Below are 20,420 nucleotides of genomic sequence, written 5' to 3' on the forward strand. Positions count from 1 at the left end.
ACACTCCTTGTTTATGGATTCGGTCACTACTTGGTTAGCTGGTGGACCAGACGGGCCGCCACGCGGGCACTGCGGTTGTCCTGATCCAACGTCGGGTTGTACTCGGCCAGATCGGCGAGCCTGAGCTTGCCGCTGGCCCGGATATGGGCGATGAGCGGTTCGATAACCGCCAGTTCCACGCCGCGAGCGGCCGGTGCACTGACGCCGGGCATCACGGCAGCGGGCAGCACATCGAGATCGATGGTGAGATAGAGGTGATCGCAACGGGCCATAAAGGCATCCAGCCCCGCCAGCAGGGCTGGCAGCTCGCGCTGGGTCATGGCCTCGTCCAGCACGTGCCACACCCCCAACGTTTGCGCTCTGGCAAAAAGCGACTGAGTATTGGCCGTCTCGGCCACCCCGAGGCAGGCGTAGGTAAAGGGGTAGCCTTGCGCCGCACACTGCTCGGCGATCTGAAAGAAGGGGGTGCCGGAACTCGCCTGTTCCTGTTTCATGCGCAGGTCGAAGTGGGCGTCGAAGTTGATGATGCCCACCCTGCCCTTGCCATCAAGATGGCGGTTGAGACCACTCCAGCTGCCGAAGGCCACCTCGTGGCCGCCCCCCAGCACCAGCGGGAAGTGGCCCTGCCACAGCGCGGCTGCGACCCGCTCGGCCAGCCGGCCTTGGGCAGCATCGAGATCGCCATCGGAGCAGATCACATCCCCGCCATCATAGACAGGCCGATTCAGGTGCCAGGCGGTGTTGGCCAGCAGCTTGCGTACCGCCAGCGGCGCCCCGGCGGCGCCAATGCGCCCCTTGTTGCGGCGCACCCCCTCGTCACAGGCAAAGCCGAGCAGCACCACCCCGGCAGCCTCTTGTGCCCCGGCAGACCATGGCTGCACCTTGTCATGCCAGCGCAGGGCCAGTTCACCATCTTCCGGGTCCTGACGACCCTGCCATACCTGCATCTCGCTCATGCCAGGCCTCCCAGGGTTTCCTCTCCTTTCACGACCCGCGCCACCAGCTGGTCGACGCCGACCTGATAGGCCAGCTCGGCCGGGTGGGCGCACGACCAGACCAGGAAATCGGCCTCCATGCCCACCTTGAGCTGACCCAGTCCTGCTTCGCCGAGCGCCGTGGCGCCGTGGCGGGTGACGCCGCACAGCGCCTCCTCCGGGGTGAGACGAAACAGGGTGCAGGCCATGTTCATGGCCAGACGCAGGGAGACCAGCGGCGAGGTGCCAGGGTTGATGTCGGAGGCGACCGCGATGGGCACGCCGGCCTCGCGCAGCGCCTGCACCGGCGGCAAGGTGGTGTCGCGCAGGAAGTAGAAGGCACCGGGCAGCAGCACCGCCACCGTGCCGCTCTCGGCCAAGGCGGCGATGCCGGCTGCATCCAGGTGTTCCAGGTGATCCACCGAGAGGGCGCGGTAGCGGGCGGCGAGCGCGCTGCCCCCTAAGTTGGAGAGCTGATCCATGTGCCCCTTGACCGGCAGGCCGTGAGCATGGGCGGCGGCGAAGACCCGCTCGCACTGGGCCAGGTTGAAGGCGATCCCCTCGCAGAAGACGTCGACCGCGTCGGCCAACCCCTCGGCGGCGGCGATCGGGATCAGCTGGTCGCAGATGAGATCGACCCAGCCATCAGCATTGAACTCAGGCGGCACGGCGTGGGCCGCCAGCAGGGTGGTGCGCACCCGCACCGGCAGGGCACGGCCAAGGTGGCGCGCGACCCGCAGCATCTTGAGCTCGTCCTCCAGGGTCAGGCCATAGCCGGACTTGATCTCGACCGTGGTGACCCCTTCGCGCAGCAGGCTCTTGAGCCGGCTGGCCGCCAGCGTGAACAACTCCTCCTCGCTGGCCGCACGGGTGGCACGCACCGTGCTGAGGATGCCACCACCCTGGCGGGCAATCTCGCTGTAGGGGACCCCCTGCAGCCGCTGCTCGAACTCGGCGGCGCGGCTGCCGGCATAGATGAGGTGGGTATGGCAGTCGATTAGCCCCGGGGTCGCCAGGCGGCCTTTCATATCCTGCCAGCTCTCGGGAAAGGGCCCGGTCAGCTCGCTCATGGGGATCAGGGCGTGGATCCGGCCCGCTCTCACGCCGAGGGCGTGGGGAGCCAGAAGGTCATAGCCATTGCTCATGGTGGCGGGAGTGAGGTTGATCCAGACCCGATCGCAGGCCAACAGTTCCTTGTTCATGCCAGACTCCGAAATGTATATACAATTCTTATACAGGAAGTGGCACAGGCAAACCAGATCGCTCGTTACAAAGCTGCAACAACGATCACGCTTAGAGTATAGGCACAAAAAAACCGCCGGTCGGGCGGGTCAGTGGAACAGAGTAATGTATATACAATTAGGCGAATCGAGTCTGGGAACGCAGCCGGTAACGATCCCCCGGCGAGAGCAGACGGGCATAGGAGACCAGCCCCCCCTCTGACCAGGTGCGTCGATGCAGCAGCAGACAGGGGGTATCGACCCGCACCTGCAGCAGGGCCGCCTCACCGGCGCTCGGCAACACGGCCTCCACCAGATGCTCCATCTCGGAGAGGGGACAGACCTGCATCAGGTAGGCGTTGGGAGTGAGAGTGGTGAAGTCCTGTTCGCCATACCCGGGCAAGCGCTCGGCATCGACGAAGCGCTCCTCGAGCTGGAGAGGCTCATTGTCGGACTGATGGACGATCAGGCTGTGGAAGATGGGGGCGCCAACCCGCAGGCCAAGCTGCACCGCCACCTTCTCGTCGGCCCTCTGTTGCTCCAGCCGGATCACCCGGGCACTGTAGCAGGCGCCGCGCTCGGCGATCTCGTCCGCGATGTTGCGGATCTCGAGCAGGGGCGACTCGGCACGGCGATCTGCCACGAAGCTGCCGGATCCGGCGGTACGCACCAGCCATCCCTCGGCAGTCAGTTCGCGCAGGGCCTTGTTCACCGTCATGCGGCTGACACCGAAGCGCTCGCACAACGCCGCCTCGGTCGGGATCCGACCGCCCGCCTGATAGTGACGTTCGCGGATCCCGTCCAGAATGTGCTGCTTGATCTGCAGATAGAGGGCCGGAACCAAGGGGTGTGCCTCAGCGCCGACGGTGGGGCGGACGCATGTCCGGCCAGGCGCGATAGACGTCGGGGATCTGGTCGGGCCCGCTAATGCAGAGATCGAGATCGTGCAGCAGGCCGTCCTTGATCCCATAGATCCAGCCATGCACCGCCAGCTCCTGCCCTTTGCGCCAGGCGTTCTGGATGATGGTGGTGTGGCAGACGTTGGCGACCTGCTCGGCCACGTTCAGCTCGCACAGATAGTCGAAGCGTTCATGCTCATCCTCGATGGCATCCAGCTGCTCTCGATACTTGAAGTAGACATCCTTGATGTTGCGCAGCCAGTTGTCGATGAGCCCCAGCTCCTGGTTCTGCATCGCCGCCTTGACGCCACCGCAACCGTAGTGACCGCAGACAATGATGTGCTTCACCTTGAGCACCTCGACCGCGTATTGCAGCACGGAGAGGCAGTTGAAGTCGGTATGGACCACCAGATTGGCCACGTTGCGGTGGACGAAGACATCCCCCGGCAGCAGCCCCATCAGCTGGTTGGCGGGGACCCGGCTGTCGGAACAACCGATCCAGAGGTATTCGGGAGCCTGCTGGGCCGAGAGGGTGGCAAAGAAGGCGGGATCCTCGGCCTTGATCTGCTCCGCCCACTCGCGGTTGTTGGTAAACAGGTCGTTCAACAGTTTCACTATCTGCTCTCCCTACTGTGGCAGTGGCGGCAACATACCATACACAAGGGTAACCAAGGCAAGGCCGACCAGATCGTTGCGAAACAAAAACAGGGCCATCAGGCCCTGTTTTTATGAGAGGAAGCATCAGGCTTCCATGGCGTCTTTCAGCTTCTTGAGTGCGTTTTTCTCAAGCTGACGCACGCGTTCGGCAGAGACGCCGTAGGTATCGGCCAGCTCCTGCAGCGTGGTCTTGCTCTCGTCATCCAACCAGCGGGCACGGATGATATGCTGGCTGCGCTCGTCCAGAGTGGCGAGGGCAGAGCTCAGGCGACGGGTCGCGTGATCGTCCCAGTTATCGTTCTCGATGGTAGCGGCCAGATCGGAAGATTTATCCTCCAGATAGTGGACGGGGGCAAAGCCACCCTCTTCGTCATCGTCGCCGACCAGCTCGAACGCCTGATCATAGTTGCTCATGCGCGCTTCCATCTCGGTCACGTCGCTGGCGGAGACGCCAAGATCGGCAGCCACCGCCTGCACCTCTTCGTGGTTCAGCCAGCCGAGACGCTTCTTGGATTTGCGCAGGTTAAAAAAGAGCTTGCGCTGGGCCTTGGTGGTCGCCACCTTGACCATGCGCCAGTTGCGCAGGACATATTCGTGGATTTCGGCCTTGATCCAGTGCACCGCAAAGGAGACCAGACGTACGCCGACGGTCGGGTCGAAGCGCTTGACCGCCTTCATCAGGCCGATGTTGCCTTCCTGTACCAGATCAGCCTGAGGCAGGCCGTAACCGGCATAACTCTTGGCGACATGAACGACAAAGCGCAGGTGCGACATAACCAGCTGGCGGGCAGCCTCGAGATCGCCATCCTGCTGCAAACGCTCAGCCAGTTCACGTTCTTCCTCTGCGCTCAGCACCGGAATAGAGTTTACTGCCTGGATATAGCCTTCCAGACTACCTTGCGGAATCAGAGCCATAGTGCGCTGCAATGAAGTTCCCATCTGTTACCTCTTACTTTTCTATCGAATCAGTCTAACACCCTGAGAGGGTCTGTCTACTGACCGGATGCCATTCTGCGGCGTGTATCAAAGATACATGCCCAGTTTTAGACCGGCTTATCTTAAGCCTGCAGAATGAATCATGAATGAACAGTCAAAAAAAGGGGGGTCACAATGAAGGACCCCCGAAAAGTAGCATGCTAAGTCCATTGTTGCGGAGCTCGCAACCTTCACATGCTTGCCAAGTCTGACGAGCAGGGCAGAGGGGCCACACCCGTATAAATGCTTCAGCTTTAATAGACTGCTTATAAATCAGAAGATTCTCTGGATCTGACGAAGATCCGGAAGATCATTATTATTCAGAATACTCTGACTATGGGGGCCAAGCCAGAAACGGCCCCTTTTTTACTTGATCCGCCTCTCAAAATCCAGTGATTTACCTTGATGGCAAAGTAATCAGGAAGGCTCGATATCGCGAATGTGGCGATGGACCGAGAACCAGGAGGCAATCAGCCCGAGCAGGGCACCCAGCAAGATCAGATTGACCCCGTCTACCGCGCCCATGCCCACCAGCCGGAAGTTACTGTTATACAAACCCGCCAGCTCCTTCACCGCCCCTTCGCTCCAGATCACCATCACTTCGGTCAGCCACCAGGCCAACATGCCACCGATCACCCCAAACCAGATGCCGGTATAGAGGAAAGGACGGTGAATAAAGGCGTCGGTCGCCCCCACCAGCTTGAGCACCTCGATCTCGGAGCGCTGGTTGAGGATGTTGAGACGCAGGGTATTACCGACGATCAGCAACACAGCGGAGAGCAGCAGCACCGCGATACCGGTGATGGTGTGGCGCAGCAAGTTCATGATCCCCTGCAGCCGGGTCAACCACTGCAGGTCCAGCTTGCCCTGCTCAACCCCGTCCTCGTTGTTGAGCTTGCCGAGCAGCTCGGCGGCCCCCTCCGGATTCTGCCAGCGTGGATCCGGAATGACGCTCAGCACCGGCGGCAGCGGGTTACTGTCGAGATAGTCGAGGGCATCACCGAAGCCGGAGATCTCACGAAACTCCCGCAACGCATCGTCACGGCTCAGGTAGGTGACCGAATCCACCTCGGGATAGAGCAGGATCCTGTGCTGCAGATCGAGAATGCTCTGCTCCGGCAGATCCTTGCGCAGATAGAGGGAGATCTGGGAGCTGGTCTGCCAGCTCCCCTCCACCACCTCGGCATTTTTCAGCAGCACGTGGAAACAGGAGGGCAGCGCCAGACTGACACCAAGTACCGCCAGCGTCATCAGGGAGGCGAGCGGATTGCGCCACAGCTCCCCGAGACTGGCAAACGCCTGCCTCACATGATCAACTCCGTACATCATCAGACGGCGCAGCGGCGGTTGTTTATGACGAACGATAGCCATCAGAGCTCCTCCCCGGCCGAATACATGCGACCCGCCTTGAGGGTCAGGGTGCGATAGCGCATGCGGGCGATCAGCCCCAAATCGTGGGTGGCAATCAGTACCGAGACCCCAAAATTGTTGAACTCCTGAAATAGCCGCATGATATCCATCGAGAGCTGGGGATCCAGGTTGCCGGTCGGCTCATCCGCCAGCAGCAGCGGCGGCTTGTTGACGATGGCACGGGCGATGCCAACCCGCTGCTGTTCACCACCGGAGAGCATACGCGGCTGGTAACGCTCCTTGCCGAGCAACCCCACCTTGTCCAGCGCCGCCGCGACCCGCTTGTTAATGTCGGCATGGCTGTAGCCGTCGATCACCAGCGGCAGCGCCACGTTGTCGAACACAGTGCGATCCATCAGCAGGCGGTGATCCTGAAAGATCATGCCAATCTGGCGGCGAACATAGGGGATCTGGCTGCGCTGGATATGGCTGACGTCATCGCCGTGGAAGAAAACGCGGCCGTCGGTCGGGCGCTCCATCACGCTGATCAGTTTGAGGAGGGTACTCTTGCCCGCCCCCGAGTGTCCGGTCAGAAAGGCCATCTCCCCCTTGCGCAGGTGAAAGCTGACCTTCTGCAGCGCCTGATGGCCGCCGCTGTATACCTTGCTGACCTTGTCAAAACGAATCATAACGGTTCCCTGAGATTGACCTACCCCGACCGGGATCGAAGTATGGCGCGCTGCCTCATTGCGGCGACACTGTAACGTGATGAGAGAGTTAATCCACCACTGACCATCTTGTCATCCTGATCGCCACGACTCACACGCTGACAGTGACAAACCCCGACCGAAGTCGGGGTATGAAACACTTTTTCATCACGGCTGAGCTGACCCATCGCGGCCGGGCTTATTCATCGCGGCTGAACAGTGCCTCGATAAAGTCGTTGGCAACGAAGGGGCGCAGATCGTCGATCCCCTCGCCCACCCCTATGTAGCGGATCGGGATCTGGAACTTGTTGGCCACCGCGAAGATGACGCCGCCCTTGGCCGTGCCATCCAGCTTGGTGAGGGTGATGCCAGTCAGGCCCACAGCCTCGCTAAACAGCTTGGCCTGGCTCAGGGCGTTCTGGCCGGTGCCGGCATCCAGCGTCAGCATGATCTCGTGGGGCGCCTCTTCATCCAGCTTCTTCATCACCCGCACCACCTTCTTGAGCTCTTCCATCAGGTTGCTCTTGTTCTGCAGGCGACCGGCGGTGTCGGCGATCAGCACGTCAGCCCCGCGGGAGCGGGCAGCCTCGATGGCGTCATAAATGACGGAAGCGGAGTCGGCACCGGTATGTTGGGCAATCACCGGAATGTTGTTGCGCTGACCCCAAACCTGCAGCTGTTCGACCGCAGCGGCACGGAAGGTGTCACCCGCAGCCAGCATCACGCTCTTGCCTTCAGCCTGGAACTGCTTGGCCAGCTTGCCGATGGTGGTGGTCTTGCCAACGCCGTTCACGCCGACCATCAGGATCACGTAAGGCTTCTTGCTAGTGTCAATCACCAGCGGCTGCTCGACCTTGGCCAGCATCTCGCCCATGTCCTGCTTGAGCAGACCGTAGAGCGCCTCGGCATCCTTGAGCTGTTTGCGATCCGCGTGCTGCACCAGGCCTTCGATGATGCGGCTGGTGGTATCCACGCCGAGATCGGCGGTCAGCAGCTGGGTCTCCAGCTCTTCAAACAGATCATCATCGATCTTCTTGCCACGGAACAGACCGAAGAAACCGGACCCTATATTCTCCTTGGTGCGCACCAGACTGCGCTTGAGGCGAGCAAAGAAGCCCTCCCGCTGCGGCTTATCCTGAGTGTCGTCGTCCACTTTGGCGGCCAGCGGCAGGGCAGCCAGTGCGGCGGCCTCAGCCTCCATCTCGGCGACCAGACGCAGATCTTCCGCTCGCTGGGCCTCTTTGGCGATACGGGCTTCTTCCGCAGCCTGAGCTTCTGCGGCGATACGAGCTTCTTCCGCTGCACGAGCTTCGGCGGCGATACGAGCCTCTTCCGCTGCACGAGCTTCGGCGGCGATACGCGCCTCTTCGGCGGCATGTGCTTCAGCAGCAATACGAGCCTCTTCGGCGGCACGTGCTTCAGCAGCAATACGAGCCTCTTCCGCTGCACGAGCTTCGGCGGCGATACGCGCCACTTCGGCGGCATGTGCTTCAGCAGCAATACGCGCCTCTTCGGCCGCACGTGCTTCAGCAGCAATACGCGCCTCTTCCGCCGCGTGGGCTTCGGCAGCAATACGCGCCTCTTCGGCCGCACGTGCTTCAGCAGCAATACGAGCCTCTTCGGCCGCACGTGCTTCAGCAGCAATACGAGCCTCTTCGGCCGCGTGGGCTTCGGCAGCAATGCGGGTCTCTTCCGCCGCACGTGCTTCAGCAGCCATACGCGCCTCTTCGGCCGCACGTGCTTCAGCAGCAATACGAGCCTCTTCGGCCACGCGGGCTTCAGCAGCAATACGAGCCTCTTCGGCCGCGCGGGCTTCGGCAGCAATGCGGGTCTCTTCCGCGGCTCGCTCCTCTTCGGCGATCAGCGCTTCATTGACGATCACCGGCTCCAGATCGGAGGCGCACTCCTCCACCACCAGCGGGCCGCTGTCGTCCAGTTCGGTGGGCAGGCAGCAATCATCTTGCAAAACGGAATTTTGTGCGCTGGCAGGCACTTCGGGGGCAACAGCCGACGTACTATCGGAAACAGTTGTATCGGAAACAAGAGCGGGGGTAGCAGTGACCTCAGGCTCAACGGTAATCGGGGTGGCTTGGGGTGTCTGTGGTTGGACAGCCTCAGCCTCTTCTTTCTTGCGGCCGAAACCCAGCCAGGAAAACAAACCTTTTGCCATCTAAAAATACTCACATCAAAGGCTGACTGCTAAGATAGCCGTCCCTCGGCGGGTCGGCATAAAAATGAACCGCCTTATACTACCACTTTATTTTCTGACGATGAAACGCGATGCCCAGAGTGAAATCCAGCCGTAGCAACCCGAGCAAGAGTCCCGCCCCGCAAGGAAAATCGGGCTTTGTAAGAATCATCAGCGGCCAGTGGCGAGGCCGCAAATTGCCGGTCAGGGATGTGGAAGGGCTCAGACCCACCACTGATCGCGTCAAGGAGACCATCTTCAACTGGTTGGCACCCCACATTCGCGGCACCCGCTGCCTCGACCTGTTTGCCGGCAGTGGCGGACTGGGGCTGGAGGCGCTGTCACGCTATGCCGAGCAGGTGACCCTGATCGAGATGGACAAAGGGGCCGCCGACCAGATCAAAAAAAACCTGACCACCCTCGGCAGCAGCCAGGGTCAGGTGATCCAGTCTGATGCGCTGAGCTGGTTGCAAGGCTCAGCCACCCCGTTTGATCTGGTATTCCTCGATCCGCCGTTTCGCCGCGAGCTGCTGCCGCAAGTTTGCGAATTGCTGGAGCAGCGCGGCTGGCTGGCACCGGATGCCCTGATCTACCTGGAGCGGGAAAAAGAGATGGCCGATCTGGCGCTGCCTGCCAACTGGCAGTTGCTCAAGGACAAACAGGCCGGTCAGGTCTGCTATCAGCTCTATCTGCGGAATACCCAGAACGATGCTGCAATTTAAATACCGGTCGGGAGGGGAACATGGGCGACTGATCTTCCCCGGCCAATGTGGGCAACGGCTCAAGGACAAGCAGGTCGATCAAATCAGGTCTGCTACCAACTGTATCTAAGAGAGGTAAACAATGAAGCGGGTCTTTAATCTACTGGCGATGGGGCTGGTACTATTCTTCTGGTTTGGCGTACTGGTGAGCCTGATTGCCCCGCTGCCTGGCAAACTCAACGGCTTTCTGCCGGTCTGTGGCGTGATCGTCGCGCTGCTGCACTGGCTGCAGGCCAGCATGATGAAGGCGGCGTGCAAACGCTACTTCACGGTCACCAAAGCTGAGTTTGTCACTGTGCTGATATTTGGCGTGTTTGGCATGGTCGATATTCGTCAGCGCCTGCAAGAGATCGTCAACGCCGCCCAGCGCGGCAATCTCTCGGACAAACAATAAAAGAAAAGGGGACGGTGGTAGCCGTCCCCTAGAGTCGTGTCGTCCTGTCCGTAGAACTGCAATGCTCCCTGCAATCCCTGACGTTATCCTAATCCTTTGGAATATCCCCTTTCCAATCCGTTGGCGTGTCCTGCGGCGTTCCTGGCCTGGCAATTCATCCCGAACTGCTTCACTGTCTCCATCCTGGAGGTGTCCATTACCACGTCCTGTGGAGTTCCTTGCGTCTTCCTGACCGATAACCATCCGGGTTATCTTGCTTCATCCTGAAGTGTTCCTCTCGCATCCGGCGAGGTCCTGTTCATCCTGAAGAACGAGGTTCCGTTCGTTCTGCTCTCATCCCGAGAGTGTCCTGCCGCATCCCGCGGTGTTCCTTTATTCATCCGTGACGATAATCATCCTGATTATCGAGCTCATCCTGAGGTGTCCCTTGTCCACATCCTGCGGACTATTCCATCTTTATGCGCTGCCCTGCATCCTGCCGGACCAGCTCCGTCCTTGTGAGACCCATACTAAGGAAATGCGCCCCCCGAACAAGGGCCGTCCGATGATTAAAATCCGATGTCGCCCCCATTTCAAAAAACGAACGTAAAAACTAACCCTTTAATATCATATAGTTATTTTGTTTCATGGGAAATATAAATCATTCTGGCATGGCTTCGCGTACGGTTCAAAGCGCCAGCCTCTCACAGTGGCTATGGCAGATCTCTTACACGTGATTCACCCCCAAAAAAGGAGCAGTAAAACGGTTCAATCCTGTCGTTAAGACTTAAAAATTAGTTGAATAAATATGCTTAAAAAAAACGCAAAAAAAAAGAGCCGAGATCACTCTCGGCTCTTCAACGTCATTTTTTAATCAGCTCAAGCGGTTGGCAGGATTGAGATAGGCCTTACGCAGCGATTCCGGTGCCAGCACTTCCAATTCACCGCCTATGTTGTTCAGCCAGCTGCGAAACTCAGGGGTATCCTGTACTTCGGTTTCGACCACTACGCTGCGCTTGTCATAGCGGGTCATGCGCGGATTGTTGCCGGGGATCTGGTTATCCACCAGCGACTGGCTGTTGGCATCGATCCGGCCGACGAAGCGGATCGGGCCGCTCACGTCCTGATAACCCTGATCGCGGATCAGCATCTGGATATTGAAATCCTTCGGCTGGGTGGCGCTGAAGTTGGTCAGCTCCACGTTCTTGATGTGGTCGAACGGGATACCGTAGACCTTGGGATCCAGCTCGGAGAGAGTGCAGAGCAGGATCGGGCCATCCGGCTGATTGAGAATGCCGAGCGGGTTGATGCGGTCGTAGCAGAGCCAGACGGTGCGCTCTTTGATCACGCGCTGGATCTCGGCACTGAACTTGCGGCCACGCCACAAGGCATCGCGGATCAGGGTGCTGCGGCGGATCTCCGGGTTGCCAGCAAATGGACGAGGTGACTGGTGGACACTCTCCAGCCAGCGTTCGGCCAGTTCACTCTGGCTGTCGCGGATCACCTGGCTCGCCTTGTCGACCAGCGGGTTCAATTCGGTCAATACACTCGCCGGCAACAGTTGGCTCGCCTGATCACTCCAGGTTTTCAGGGCCACCGCCAGCGAGAGCGGCATGATATTGGCAAAGTCGTTGAGGCCGTGGCGCTCGAAGCACCAGCCATGGGGTTTGCTGCGCTCGTCCGAGGTGAGGTCGAACAGTCCCATCCCGGACATCTCCTCCAGGTCCCGTTGCACGGTACGCAGACTGACGTGGATGCCTTCCTCTTCCAGTTTTACCTGGAGCTGGCTGGCGGTCAGCTTGTAAGGGCGGTGCGGGATGCAACGCGCCAAGGTCAGTTGTCGTAACAGCTTCTTGCTCATGGTGCTTGCCTTCACTGGTTTAGCGTTGACTGTATGCTAGTCGTGACTTGCGACAGTTTATGTCGCAAGTTTTACTGCGACAACTGTCGCCATTTTCATACAAAACACACTAAGCCATTGATTAATTTTAAAAATTAACACAAAAAACGAACAACAACAGACTTAAGTCAGCCAAAAAAACATCAAATTAAAGCTCTAATTTTTGATTGATTTGCAGCATAAAAAACCTAAAAAGAATATAAAATAGTGAGTAACCTCAAGAGCGAGTAGCACTCTCTCTTTGGTCACATCAGCCACGACCCGGCAGACTTGGTGATGGCCGCACCGACCATGTATCCAAACACCGCCAGTGCCGCCACACCGGCTACCAGCTTCTGCGCGCGGGCCGGGCGCTTGAGCGCCATGACACCCAAACCGATATAGAGCACCAGTGCAATCAGCTTGGCCATCAGCCAGGGTTGCTGACCCGGACTCAGTTGCAAGGCCACCGCCAGCAACACACCAAACAGCAGCAGGAAGGTGTCGTTGATATGAGGCAGGATCTTCAGCCACTTCTGCTGCAACCGATCGCTGCCAGCCAGCGCCAGACTCCAGCGATAGATAAAGAGCAGCAGACTGACCAGCGCCAGCGTCATATGCAGGTGTTTGAACATGGGGTAATAGGCAATCATTTTGCTTCCTTGTCGTCGTCGGGTAGCCCGCTATTCCAGTTGTGGGCATGGATACGCTCCTGCCCCTCCTCGTCGTCTTGCAACAGATCGGAGAGGATCTCCCGGTATTGCAAGCTCTTGTTGATATAAGTGTGCTCGTCGTCCAGATAGTTGACCTGCTCGCGCAACAGCCAGTTATCGTGCTGCTTGAAGGTCTGCCCCGCCCGCCAGGCCTGGTTGGCCCGAAAACCGAGCTGGGTCAGCGCTTCCACCCCCAGATCAACCGCCGAGCCCAGGGTTTCCCGGTGCACGCTCTCGACCCCGTGCCGCAGGATCTCGTGGGCATGGGGTCGATCCAGCGCTCGCGCCAGGATCTTCAGGTGCGGGAAGTGCTTCTGCACCATCTCAATCACCGCCAGCGAGGTGGCGGGATCGTTGATGGAGAGCACCAGCAACTTCGCCTTGTGCGCCCCTGCGGCATGAAGCAGATCGATCCGGCTGGCATCACCATAGAAGACCTGATAGCCATACTTGCGCAGCGTCTCTATCTGGCTGGCATCCTGCTCAAGGATGGTGGTGCCGATACCGTGACCATGCAGCAAGCGTCCCACGATCTGGCCGAAGCGGCCGAAGCCCGCGATGATCACCGGATGCTCCACCAGCTCAGGTTGCTCATGCTGCGGCGCGTCGCTCTGGTTACGGTAATCGAACCAGGGCTGGATCACCCGATCGTTGAGGATCAGCAGCAACGGGGTGAGCGCCATCGAGAGCGCCACCACCAGGGTCAGCAGCGAGATGGTCTCACCGGGCAGCACCCGATTTTGCGCGGCAAACGAGAAGAGCACGAAGGCAAACTCGCCCCCCTGCGCCAGCGCCAGCGCGAAGGTCCAGCGCTGACTCGGCGAGATGCGGATAATGCAGCCGAGCGCCATCAACACCAGCCATTTGAGCGCCATCAGGCCAACCACCAGCGTCGGGATGAGGAAGGGGTGCTCGGCAAACAGCCCGAAGTCGATCCCCGCCCCAACCGACATAAAGAACAGGCCGAGCAGCAAGCCCTTGAACGGCGCTATGTCGGCCTCCAGCTCGTGGCGATATTCGCTGTCGGCCAGCACCACTCCGGCGAGGAAGGAGCCAAGAGCAGGCGAGAGGCCCACCGACTCCATCAGCACCGCGATGGCGATCACCAACAGCAGGGCGGCGGCAACGAAGATCTCCCGCATATGGGACTGGGCGATAGCCCGGAATACCGGCCGCATCAGATAGTGGCCCCCCAGCACGATGCCTGAGATCGCCGCGACCACCAGCAGACCATGCTGCCAACCTGCCAGCTCGGAGCCGCCATTGCTGGCCACCGGCGCAATGGCCAGCAGTGGCAGGATCGCCAGAATGGGGATGACGGCGATGTCCTGGAACAGCAGCACCGCAAAGGCGGAGCGACCACTCTCGCTCTGCATCAGCTTGCGCTCCTGCAGGCTCTGCAGAACGATGGCGGTGGAGGAGAGAGCCAGGATCAGGCCGATGGCCAGCCCCTGTTGCAGCGGCAGACCGATCAGGTGCGCCACGCCGGTCAGCGCCGCGGTGGTGAGCAGCACCTGCAGGCCGCCGGTACCGAGGATCGGCCCCTTCAACTGCCACAAGAGGGCCGGACGCAATTCAAGGCCGACCAGAAACAGCATCAGCACCACACCAAACTCGGCGAAGTGCATCACATCCTTCTGCTCGCCCACCAGCCCCAGCAGGAAGGGGCCTATGATGATCCCCGCCAGCAGATAACCGAGCACCGAGCCCAACCCCCAGCGTTTGGCGAGCGGCACCGCGATGACGGCGGCAGAAAGGTAGATAAAGGCATCAAACAGGATCCCGTGGCCCATCAGTCAGCCCTCCGTGTGAACATCTGATCCGGCTCATGGGCTCGGCCAACAAGCTGCCCGTGTTTCATCAGAGCACCTCCAGCAAGTCGCGTAGATAAGGACGCCCGGCCAGCTGCTCCGGGGTCAACTGATCGTCACGCAGGGCGCAGAGCAGCTGGCGATAATCCTGACCGCTGTGGCGCAGGGCGGCGGGATCCTTGATCTTGTGAAAGGAGTGCAGCACGAAGGGGGGCAGCCAGTTCATGCCGCACAAGGTGGCAGCCTGCTGAAATGGCAGCAGAAAATCGAGCAGCGGTCGGCTGTTGTAACCCTCGCTGCAATAGGACTCCGGCGCCCCGCCGGTGGTGATGGCGCTCAGCCACTGCTTGCCCTTGAGGGCGTGGGCTTCGGGACCGTAGGCGTAGCCATACTCCAGCACCAGATCCATCCACTCTTTCATGATGGCCGGGCAGGAGTACCAGTAAAATGGGTGTTGAAAGACGATGATATCGTGCTCGGAGAGCAGCGCCTGCTCCCGCTTCACATCGATGAACATGTCGGGATAGTGCTGATAGAGGTCGTGAACCGTGACCCCCTCCAGCCCCTCAATCGCCTGCAACAGCTGCTTGTTGGCCCGCGAGCTCTGCAGAGCGGGATGGGAAAAAATAACCAGAATGCGTTTCATGACCACATCACCCGAACAAAGCCTTGCTGTGCAAGGCGAGGTAAACAGAAAAGGGGAGTCTGGGGAGCTGCATCGTAAAGGTGCACAGGAGAGCGACCTTATCAGGAAGCGCCATAGCCTGCCAACTCGGGGATCAGCTCCCGCAGCGCCGGATTGAGGGTCTGGTGGGCGGGATAGCAGAGCCCAATCCGGCGAAACATCCGCGGCCCGCTAACCGGTAGAGTACAGAGCCCGGTTTCATCCTCCACCAGCCCGTCCGGCAGAAAGCTGATACCCACCCCTGCCAGCACCAGCGCCATCACCAGTCCCTTGCTCTCGGCCTTGGCCACCAGATTGAGGGTAAGCCGGTCACAGGCCAGCAGTCCTATGGTCTGCTGATGGGCCTCGCAGGGCGGGCATTCAATAAAATCATAATGTTGCAGCTCGGTCAGTTCGATCCTCTCGCGACTGGCCAGGGGATGCTCGACCGGCACGCAGAGCACGTAATCCTCCTCCCACAACGGCAAGAAGATCTCGTCCTCCCGGCGCAGGGCATCCAGCGTCAGTCGACAGTCGGCAGGCGTGGTGTAGTCGGAGAGAGTGAGATCCAGCTCGGGCAGCACCGCCTGTAGCCGCTGCAGCAGTCCGGCCACCCGGCGGCGACTCAAGTCCGGCATGATGGCGATATTGAGCCTCGCACGCGTCGCTTTCTGGCGAAACAGCGCCGGCAAACGGCGCGCCTCCTCCACCAGCTTGACCGCGTGGGGATAGAGATAGTGGGCCGGATCTTTCGCCACCACCCCCTTCTTGCCGCGGACAAACAGGCTGTCACCGAGCGCCTCTTCCAGCTGGCGCAGCCCCGCCGAGAGGGAGGGCTGGCTGACGTGGCAGCGCTCTGCCGCTGCCGTGATGTTCTTCTCTTCATAGATGGCGATGAAGAAACGCAGCAATCTCAAGTCCAGCATAAACCAACCATAGTTTTTTCAGATGATAACCAGCGGAAAACAATATTTATCACTTATAGATGCAGTGACTATAGTGATTGGGTTCCGTGCTGGCCAGCCACTCGTTTGCTCAAACCGACTCTTGAATCAGAAGGAAAGACCCATGTCCAAATCTCTCGTCGTGATCACCGGCGCCTCCGCCGGGATCGGTGCCGCCATCGCCCGAGCCTTCTCCACTGCCGGTCATCCGCTGCTGCTGCTGGCCCGTCGGGTCGAGCCGATGCAGGCGCTGAACCTGCCCGATACCCTCTGCATCGGGGTCGATGTGACCGACACCGCCGCCATGAAAGCCGCCGTCCAGCAGGCAGAAGCCAAATTTGGCCCGGTCGGCTGCATGGTCAACAACGCCGGTGTCATGCTGCTGGGTCAGGCCGATGTGCAGGATCCCGCCGAATGGCAGCAGATGCTCAACATCAACGTGATGGGGGTGCTGAACGGCGTCCACGCAGTGCTGGCAGGCATGAAAGAGCGCCGCAGCGGTACCATCATCAACATCAGCTCCATCGCCGGTCGCAAGACCTTCCCGAACCATGCTGCCTACTGCGCTACCAAGTTCGCCGTGCACGCCCTGACCGAGAACATCCGGGAAGAGGTGGCTGATGTCGGCGTGCGGATGGTGACCATTGCCCCTGGTGCGGTCGAGACCGAGCTGCTCAGCCATACCACTGACGAGAGCATCAAGGCCGGTTACCACGACTGGAAAGATCAGATGGGCGGCGTCATTGCGCCGGAAGTGATCGCCGATGCCGTGCTCTACGCCTGGAACCAGCCAGCCAACGTCTGCGTGCGCGAGATCGTGCTGGCGGCGACCCGTCAGCAATCTTAATCCGGGCTGACTGACACCATGGGGAGGGCTTGACCCTCCCCCGGGGCACAGGGTTACCATGTGCCCCTTGTTTTTTCCGAGTCATTCCATGGTTCTCACCCGTCGCCAACTCGCTCACGCCCGTCGCTGGCTCCCCTTGTGGAGTCTGGTGCTGGTATTGATGTCGTTTGGCAGCCGGGCCGCAACCGACCTCTGTACCCTGACCACCCACTGCAGCCAGAGCGAGCGTACCCTGGAAAAAGCGATGCCCTGCGGCAGCTTTACCACCGCCCTCTCGATGACGCTGGTGAGCAGCGACAGCCTGACGGTTGCCATGCTGGAACCGGATAGCCCCGACTTCGCCTCCCCCTCTCTCTTTATGCCGGACGCCCCGTGCGAGCGGCTCGAACGTCCCCCACGCACCCAGATCTGAAACGCATCCCGTATCGGGCATCTTTTCTTTAAATCTGAGGTGAGTGATGTACAAACCCCTGTTACTGGCCATGCTGGCCGGTACCGTCAGCTTTTCGGCTCTCGCGGCCGAGAAGATGACCGTCTACAAATCCAAATATTGTGGCTGCTGCCAAAACTGGAACGAGCACATGGAGCAGAATGGCTTCGAACTCGAAGTCATCGAAACCGAACAGCTCGGCGCAGTAAAACAGCAATACGGTATCGCGCCGGAACTGGCCTCTTGCCATACCGGAATCGTCAATGGCTATGTGATCGAGGGGCATGTCCCGGCCGCCGATGTGCAGAAGCTGCTCAGGGAAAAACCGGCGATCCGTGGCCTGACCATTCCGGGCATGCCCCAGAGTGCACCGGGCATGGATATTCCGGGCCATCCCTATGAGGTACTGAGTATCAGCAACGAGGGCGCGACCAACCGCTGGTCGAGCTACCCCGGCTGACGAAAACTGGTCATGAGAGGGCACTCCCATATCATGTGAGGCACACCTGAGCGGACGCTTGCCGCTCATGGCCAGAAAGAGGGCCGCTATCGCGAGATAGCGGCTTTTTTGATTACATTTCCTGCAATAACAAGGGATTGCTTGCAACCACCGGCAACAAGGGGCAGATTTAACGCCAATTCATGGAGCCGATGCTCAGGTCAACTAACCTTTTCCAGCGCCAAGGATGCGAGATGTTTACCTTTTCCCGAGGAGCTCTGCTGTTAGCCTTTCTGACACTCCTCCCCTGTTCTTATGCCAACCAAGAGCCCGCCATGCTGACAAACGAAAACCCAAACCAGCCGCCCGTGGCCGCCAAACACCCCCACCCCCTGAAAAAACATGGGGATAAGCGCATCGACAACTACTACTGGCTGCGCGATGACGAGCGCCAGAACCCCGAGGTGCTGGCCTACCTCGAGGCCGAGAATACCTACACCGAGGCCATGCTCAAGCCAATCAAGCCACTGCGCGAGCAACTCTACCAGGAGATGGTGGCCCGCATTCCCCAGCAGGATGAGTCGGTGCCCTATGTGAAGAACGGCTACCGCTACCAGACCCGCTATGAGCCGGGCAAGGAGTACGGCATCTACTCCCGTACCAAGCTGGGAGAGCAGGAATCCAAGCTGCTGCTCGACAGCAACCAGCGGGCAGAAGGGCATGAATTCTACGCTCTTGGGGCGCTGGAAGTGAGCCGCAACAACCGCTGGCTGGCGGTGGCGGAAGATTTCCTCTCCCGCCGTCAGTACCGGATCCAGTTCCTCGATCTGGAGAGCCGTCAGTGGGCCACCGACCAACTGGAAAATACCTCCGGCAATCTGGTATGGGCCAACGACAACAAGACCGTCTTCTATGTGCGCAAGCACCCGCAGACCCTGCTTCCGTATCAGGTCTATCGCCACACGCTCGGGATGGATCCGGCCACGGACAAGCTGGTCTACGAGGAGAAGGATGACGCCTTCTACGTCAGCCTCTACGCCACCACCTCGGAAGATTTCATCGTCATCGCCCTCTCCAGCACCACCACCGGCGAAGCGCGGCTGATCGATGCCAACCAGCCGGAGCACGCCCCCCGCCTGTTCCTGCCCCGTCAGGTGGATCACGAATACAGCCTGGATCACTACCGTGGCCGCTTCTATGTGCGCTCCAACAAGGACGGCAAGAACTTCGGCCTCTACGAGACCAAAGAGAGCCCGGTCGATCGCTGGAAGGCGGTGATCGCCCCCAATCCGGAGGTGCTGCTGGAGAGCTACGCCCTGTTCAAGGATTGGCTGGTACTGGAAGAGCGCAGCAAGGGGCTGACCCGACTGCGCCAGATCAACTGGCAGAGCGGCGACGAGAAGGAGATCGCCTTCGACGACCCCGCCTACGTTACCTGGCTCGCCTACAACCCGGAGCCGGATACCAGTGCCCTGCGCTATGGCTACTCCTCCATGACCACCCCTGCCTCCACCTATGAGCTGGATATGGCGAGCGGCAAGCGCACCCTGCTCAAGCAGCAGCCGGTGGCAGGCTTCAAGGCCGACCAGTACGCCAGCGAGCGACTCTGGGTGACCGCCCGCGACGGTGTATCGGTGCCGGTGTCGCTGGTCTATCGCAAGGACAAGTTCAAGAAAGAGCAGACCGATGCGCCCAAGAATCCGTTGCTGGTCTATGGTTATGGATCCTACGGCGCCAGCATGGATCCCGACTTCAGCAGCTCGCGCCTGAGCCTGCTGGATCGCGGTTTCGTCTACGGCATCGCCCATATCCGGGGTGGCGAAGAGCTGGGCCGTCACTGGTACGAAGATGGCAAACTGCTGAAAAAGCAGAATACTTTCAATGACTTTATCGATGTCACCAAGGCGCTGGTCGCACAGGGTTATGGTGCCAGAGATCAGGTCTACGCCATGGGCGGCAGCGCCGGTGGCCTGCTGATGGGGGCCGTCATCAATCAGGCACCCGAACTCTATCGCGGCGTGGTGGCGCAGGTGCCTTTCGTCGATGTGGTCACCACCATGCTGGACGAATCGATTCCCCTCACCACCGGGGAGTATGACGAGTGGGGCAACCCGAACCAGCAGCGCTACTACGACTACATGAAGTCCTACAGCCCCTACGATCAGGTCAAGGCACAAGCCTACCCCAACCTGCTGGTCACCACCGGGCTGCACGACTCGCAAGTGCAGTATTGGGAGCCCGCCAAGTGGGTCGCCAAGCTGCGCGAGCTGAAGACGGATGATAACAAGTTGTTACTGAACACCGACATGGATGCCGGCCACGGCGGCAAGTCGGGCCGCTTCAAAGCCTACGAGGATATCGCACTGGAATACGCCTTTATCCTGGATCTGGCCACCCCGGCCAACTGAACCAGCATGACGCCGGCCCTTGCCACGCAAGGGCCGCATAAGAATCCCACCTAGTTTTTCCCTCTTCCATTTCCCTTCACAACAAATTAATCTTCGGCTAGAGAATGAATGATCGAGGTCATGTTTCTCAAGATTTAACTCCATGATTTTGCCATTTCGTTTGATTTATGTTGGGGTAATG

19 protein-coding genes are annotated in these 20,420 nt (G+C 59.8%); 6 read left to right on the forward strand and 13 right to left on the reverse strand.

What is annotated here, in order from left to right; translation table 11 throughout:
* Positions 1-26 precede the first annotated feature (26 nt).
* The 8 genes from hutG to ftsY all read right to left on the reverse strand — a co-directional run bounded on the left by hutG (position 27) and on the right by ftsY (position 8,952).
* Complete coding sequence (gene hutG, locus BN1125_RS14105) at positions 27-956, reverse strand: formimidoylglutamase (RefSeq protein ID WP_042013029.1); 930 nt, start codon at positions 954-956, stop codon at positions 27-29.
* Positions 953-2,176 carry an imidazolonepropionase gene (gene hutI / locus BN1125_RS14110; RefSeq protein ID WP_042013031.1) on the reverse strand — a complete coding sequence of 408 codons (1,224 nt, stop codon included), beginning with the start codon at positions 2,174-2,176 and terminating at the stop codon, positions 953-955. Before hutI ends, hutG begins: the two co-directional genes overlap by 4 nt.
* Before the next feature lie 157 nt (positions 2,177-2,333).
* Entirely contained in the window at positions 2,334-3,038 is a 705-nt protein-coding gene (hutC, locus tag BN1125_RS14115) for a histidine utilization repressor (protein ID WP_042013034.1), read from the reverse strand.
* A gap of 10 nt (positions 3,039-3,048) precedes the next feature.
* Positions 3,049-3,708, reverse strand: a complete 660-nt coding sequence (gene can / locus BN1125_RS14120) for a carbonate dehydratase (protein WP_042013037.1) — start codon at positions 3,706-3,708, stop codon at positions 3,049-3,051.
* A 126-nt stretch (positions 3,709-3,834) separates the two neighbouring features.
* A complete protein-coding gene (gene rpoH / locus BN1125_RS14125) occupies positions 3,835-4,689 on the reverse strand; it encodes an RNA polymerase sigma factor RpoH (RefSeq protein WP_042013039.1) in 855 nt (284 codons plus the stop codon).
* A 453-nt stretch (positions 4,690-5,142) separates the two neighbouring features.
* The gene (gene ftsX, locus BN1125_RS14130; RefSeq protein WP_042013040.1) at positions 5,143-6,096 is read right to left on the reverse strand and encodes a permease-like cell division protein FtsX; all 954 of its coding nucleotides are present in this window, start codon (positions 6,094-6,096) and stop codon (positions 5,143-5,145) included.
* The gene (ftsE, locus tag BN1125_RS14135) at positions 6,096-6,764 is read right to left on the reverse strand and encodes a cell division ATP-binding protein FtsE (RefSeq protein ID WP_005339995.1); all 669 of its coding nucleotides are present in this window, start codon (positions 6,762-6,764) and stop codon (positions 6,096-6,098) included. Before ftsE ends, ftsX begins: the two co-directional genes overlap by 1 nt.
* A 217-nt stretch (positions 6,765-6,981) precedes the next feature.
* Positions 6,982-8,952 (reverse strand): signal recognition particle-docking protein FtsY, encoded by a 1,971-nt coding sequence (ftsY, locus tag BN1125_RS14140; protein ID WP_084202320.1) that lies wholly within the window; start codon positions 8,950-8,952, stop codon positions 6,982-6,984.
* Positions 8,953-9,062: 110 nt separating this feature from the next.
* On the opposite strand from ftsY, the gene rsmD reads away from it, so the two are divergent.
* A complete protein-coding gene (rsmD, locus tag BN1125_RS14145) occupies positions 9,063-9,692 on the forward strand; it encodes a 16S rRNA (guanine(966)-N(2))-methyltransferase RsmD (protein ID WP_042013043.1) in 630 nt (209 codons plus the stop codon).
* A 121-nt stretch (positions 9,693-9,813) separates the two neighbouring features.
* Positions 9,814-10,125 carry a DUF1145 domain-containing protein gene (locus BN1125_RS14150; protein WP_042013046.1) on the forward strand — a complete coding sequence of 104 codons (312 nt, stop codon included), beginning with the start codon at positions 9,814-9,816 and terminating at the stop codon, positions 10,123-10,125.
* Positions 10,126-10,978: 853 nt separating this feature from the next.
* Here BN1125_RS14150 and BN1125_RS14155 read toward each other — a convergent pair.
* The 5 genes from BN1125_RS14155 to BN1125_RS14175 all read right to left on the reverse strand — a co-directional run bounded on the left by BN1125_RS14155 (position 10,979) and on the right by BN1125_RS14175 (position 16,097).
* The gene (locus BN1125_RS14155; RefSeq protein WP_042013048.1) at positions 10,979-11,965 is read right to left on the reverse strand and encodes a helix-turn-helix transcriptional regulator; all 987 of its coding nucleotides are present in this window, start codon (positions 11,963-11,965) and stop codon (positions 10,979-10,981) included.
* 284 nt (positions 11,966-12,249) lie between these two features.
* Positions 12,250-12,636 carry a SirB2 family protein gene (locus BN1125_RS14160; protein WP_042013050.1) on the reverse strand — a complete coding sequence of 129 codons (387 nt, stop codon included), beginning with the start codon at positions 12,634-12,636 and terminating at the stop codon, positions 12,250-12,252.
* Entirely contained in the window at positions 12,633-14,489 is a 1,857-nt protein-coding gene (locus tag BN1125_RS14165) for a monovalent cation:proton antiporter-2 (CPA2) family protein (protein WP_042013051.1), read from the reverse strand. Before BN1125_RS14165 ends, BN1125_RS14160 begins: the two co-directional genes overlap by 4 nt.
* 67 nt (positions 14,490-14,556) lie before the next feature.
* Positions 14,557-15,153 (reverse strand): glutathione-regulated potassium-efflux system oxidoreductase KefF, encoded by a 597-nt coding sequence (kefF, locus tag BN1125_RS14170; RefSeq protein WP_042013052.1) that lies wholly within the window; start codon positions 15,151-15,153, stop codon positions 14,557-14,559.
* 101 nt (positions 15,154-15,254) lie between these two features.
* A complete protein-coding gene (locus BN1125_RS14175; protein ID WP_042013053.1) occupies positions 15,255-16,097 on the reverse strand; it encodes a LysR family transcriptional regulator in 843 nt (280 codons plus the stop codon).
* A gap of 142 nt (positions 16,098-16,239) precedes the next feature.
* Between BN1125_RS14175 and BN1125_RS14180 the strand changes: the two genes are divergently transcribed.
* From BN1125_RS14180 to BN1125_RS14195, 4 genes are all read left to right on the forward strand, one after another.
* Positions 16,240-16,962, forward strand: coding sequence for an SDR family oxidoreductase (locus BN1125_RS14180; protein WP_042013054.1), 723 nt, complete (start codon positions 16,240-16,242; stop codon positions 16,960-16,962).
* Positions 16,963-17,050: 88 nt separating this feature from the next.
* Complete coding sequence (locus BN1125_RS14185) at positions 17,051-17,374, forward strand: hypothetical protein (RefSeq protein ID WP_042013055.1); 324 nt, start codon at positions 17,051-17,053, stop codon at positions 17,372-17,374.
* 46 nt (positions 17,375-17,420) lie between these two features.
* Positions 17,421-17,852, forward strand: a complete 432-nt coding sequence (locus BN1125_RS14190; protein WP_042013056.1) for a DUF411 domain-containing protein — start codon at positions 17,421-17,423, stop codon at positions 17,850-17,852.
* A gap of 233 nt (positions 17,853-18,085) precedes the next feature.
* Positions 18,086-20,239 carry a S9 family peptidase gene (locus BN1125_RS14195; RefSeq protein WP_042013058.1) on the forward strand — a complete coding sequence of 718 codons (2,154 nt, stop codon included), beginning with the start codon at positions 18,086-18,088 and terminating at the stop codon, positions 20,237-20,239.
* The last annotated feature ends 181 nt before the right edge of the window (positions 20,240-20,420 follow it).

The organism is Aeromonas fluvialis (assembly GCF_000819885.1).
Taxonomy (GTDB): Bacteria; Pseudomonadota; Gammaproteobacteria; order Enterobacterales; family Aeromonadaceae; genus Aeromonas; species Aeromonas fluvialis.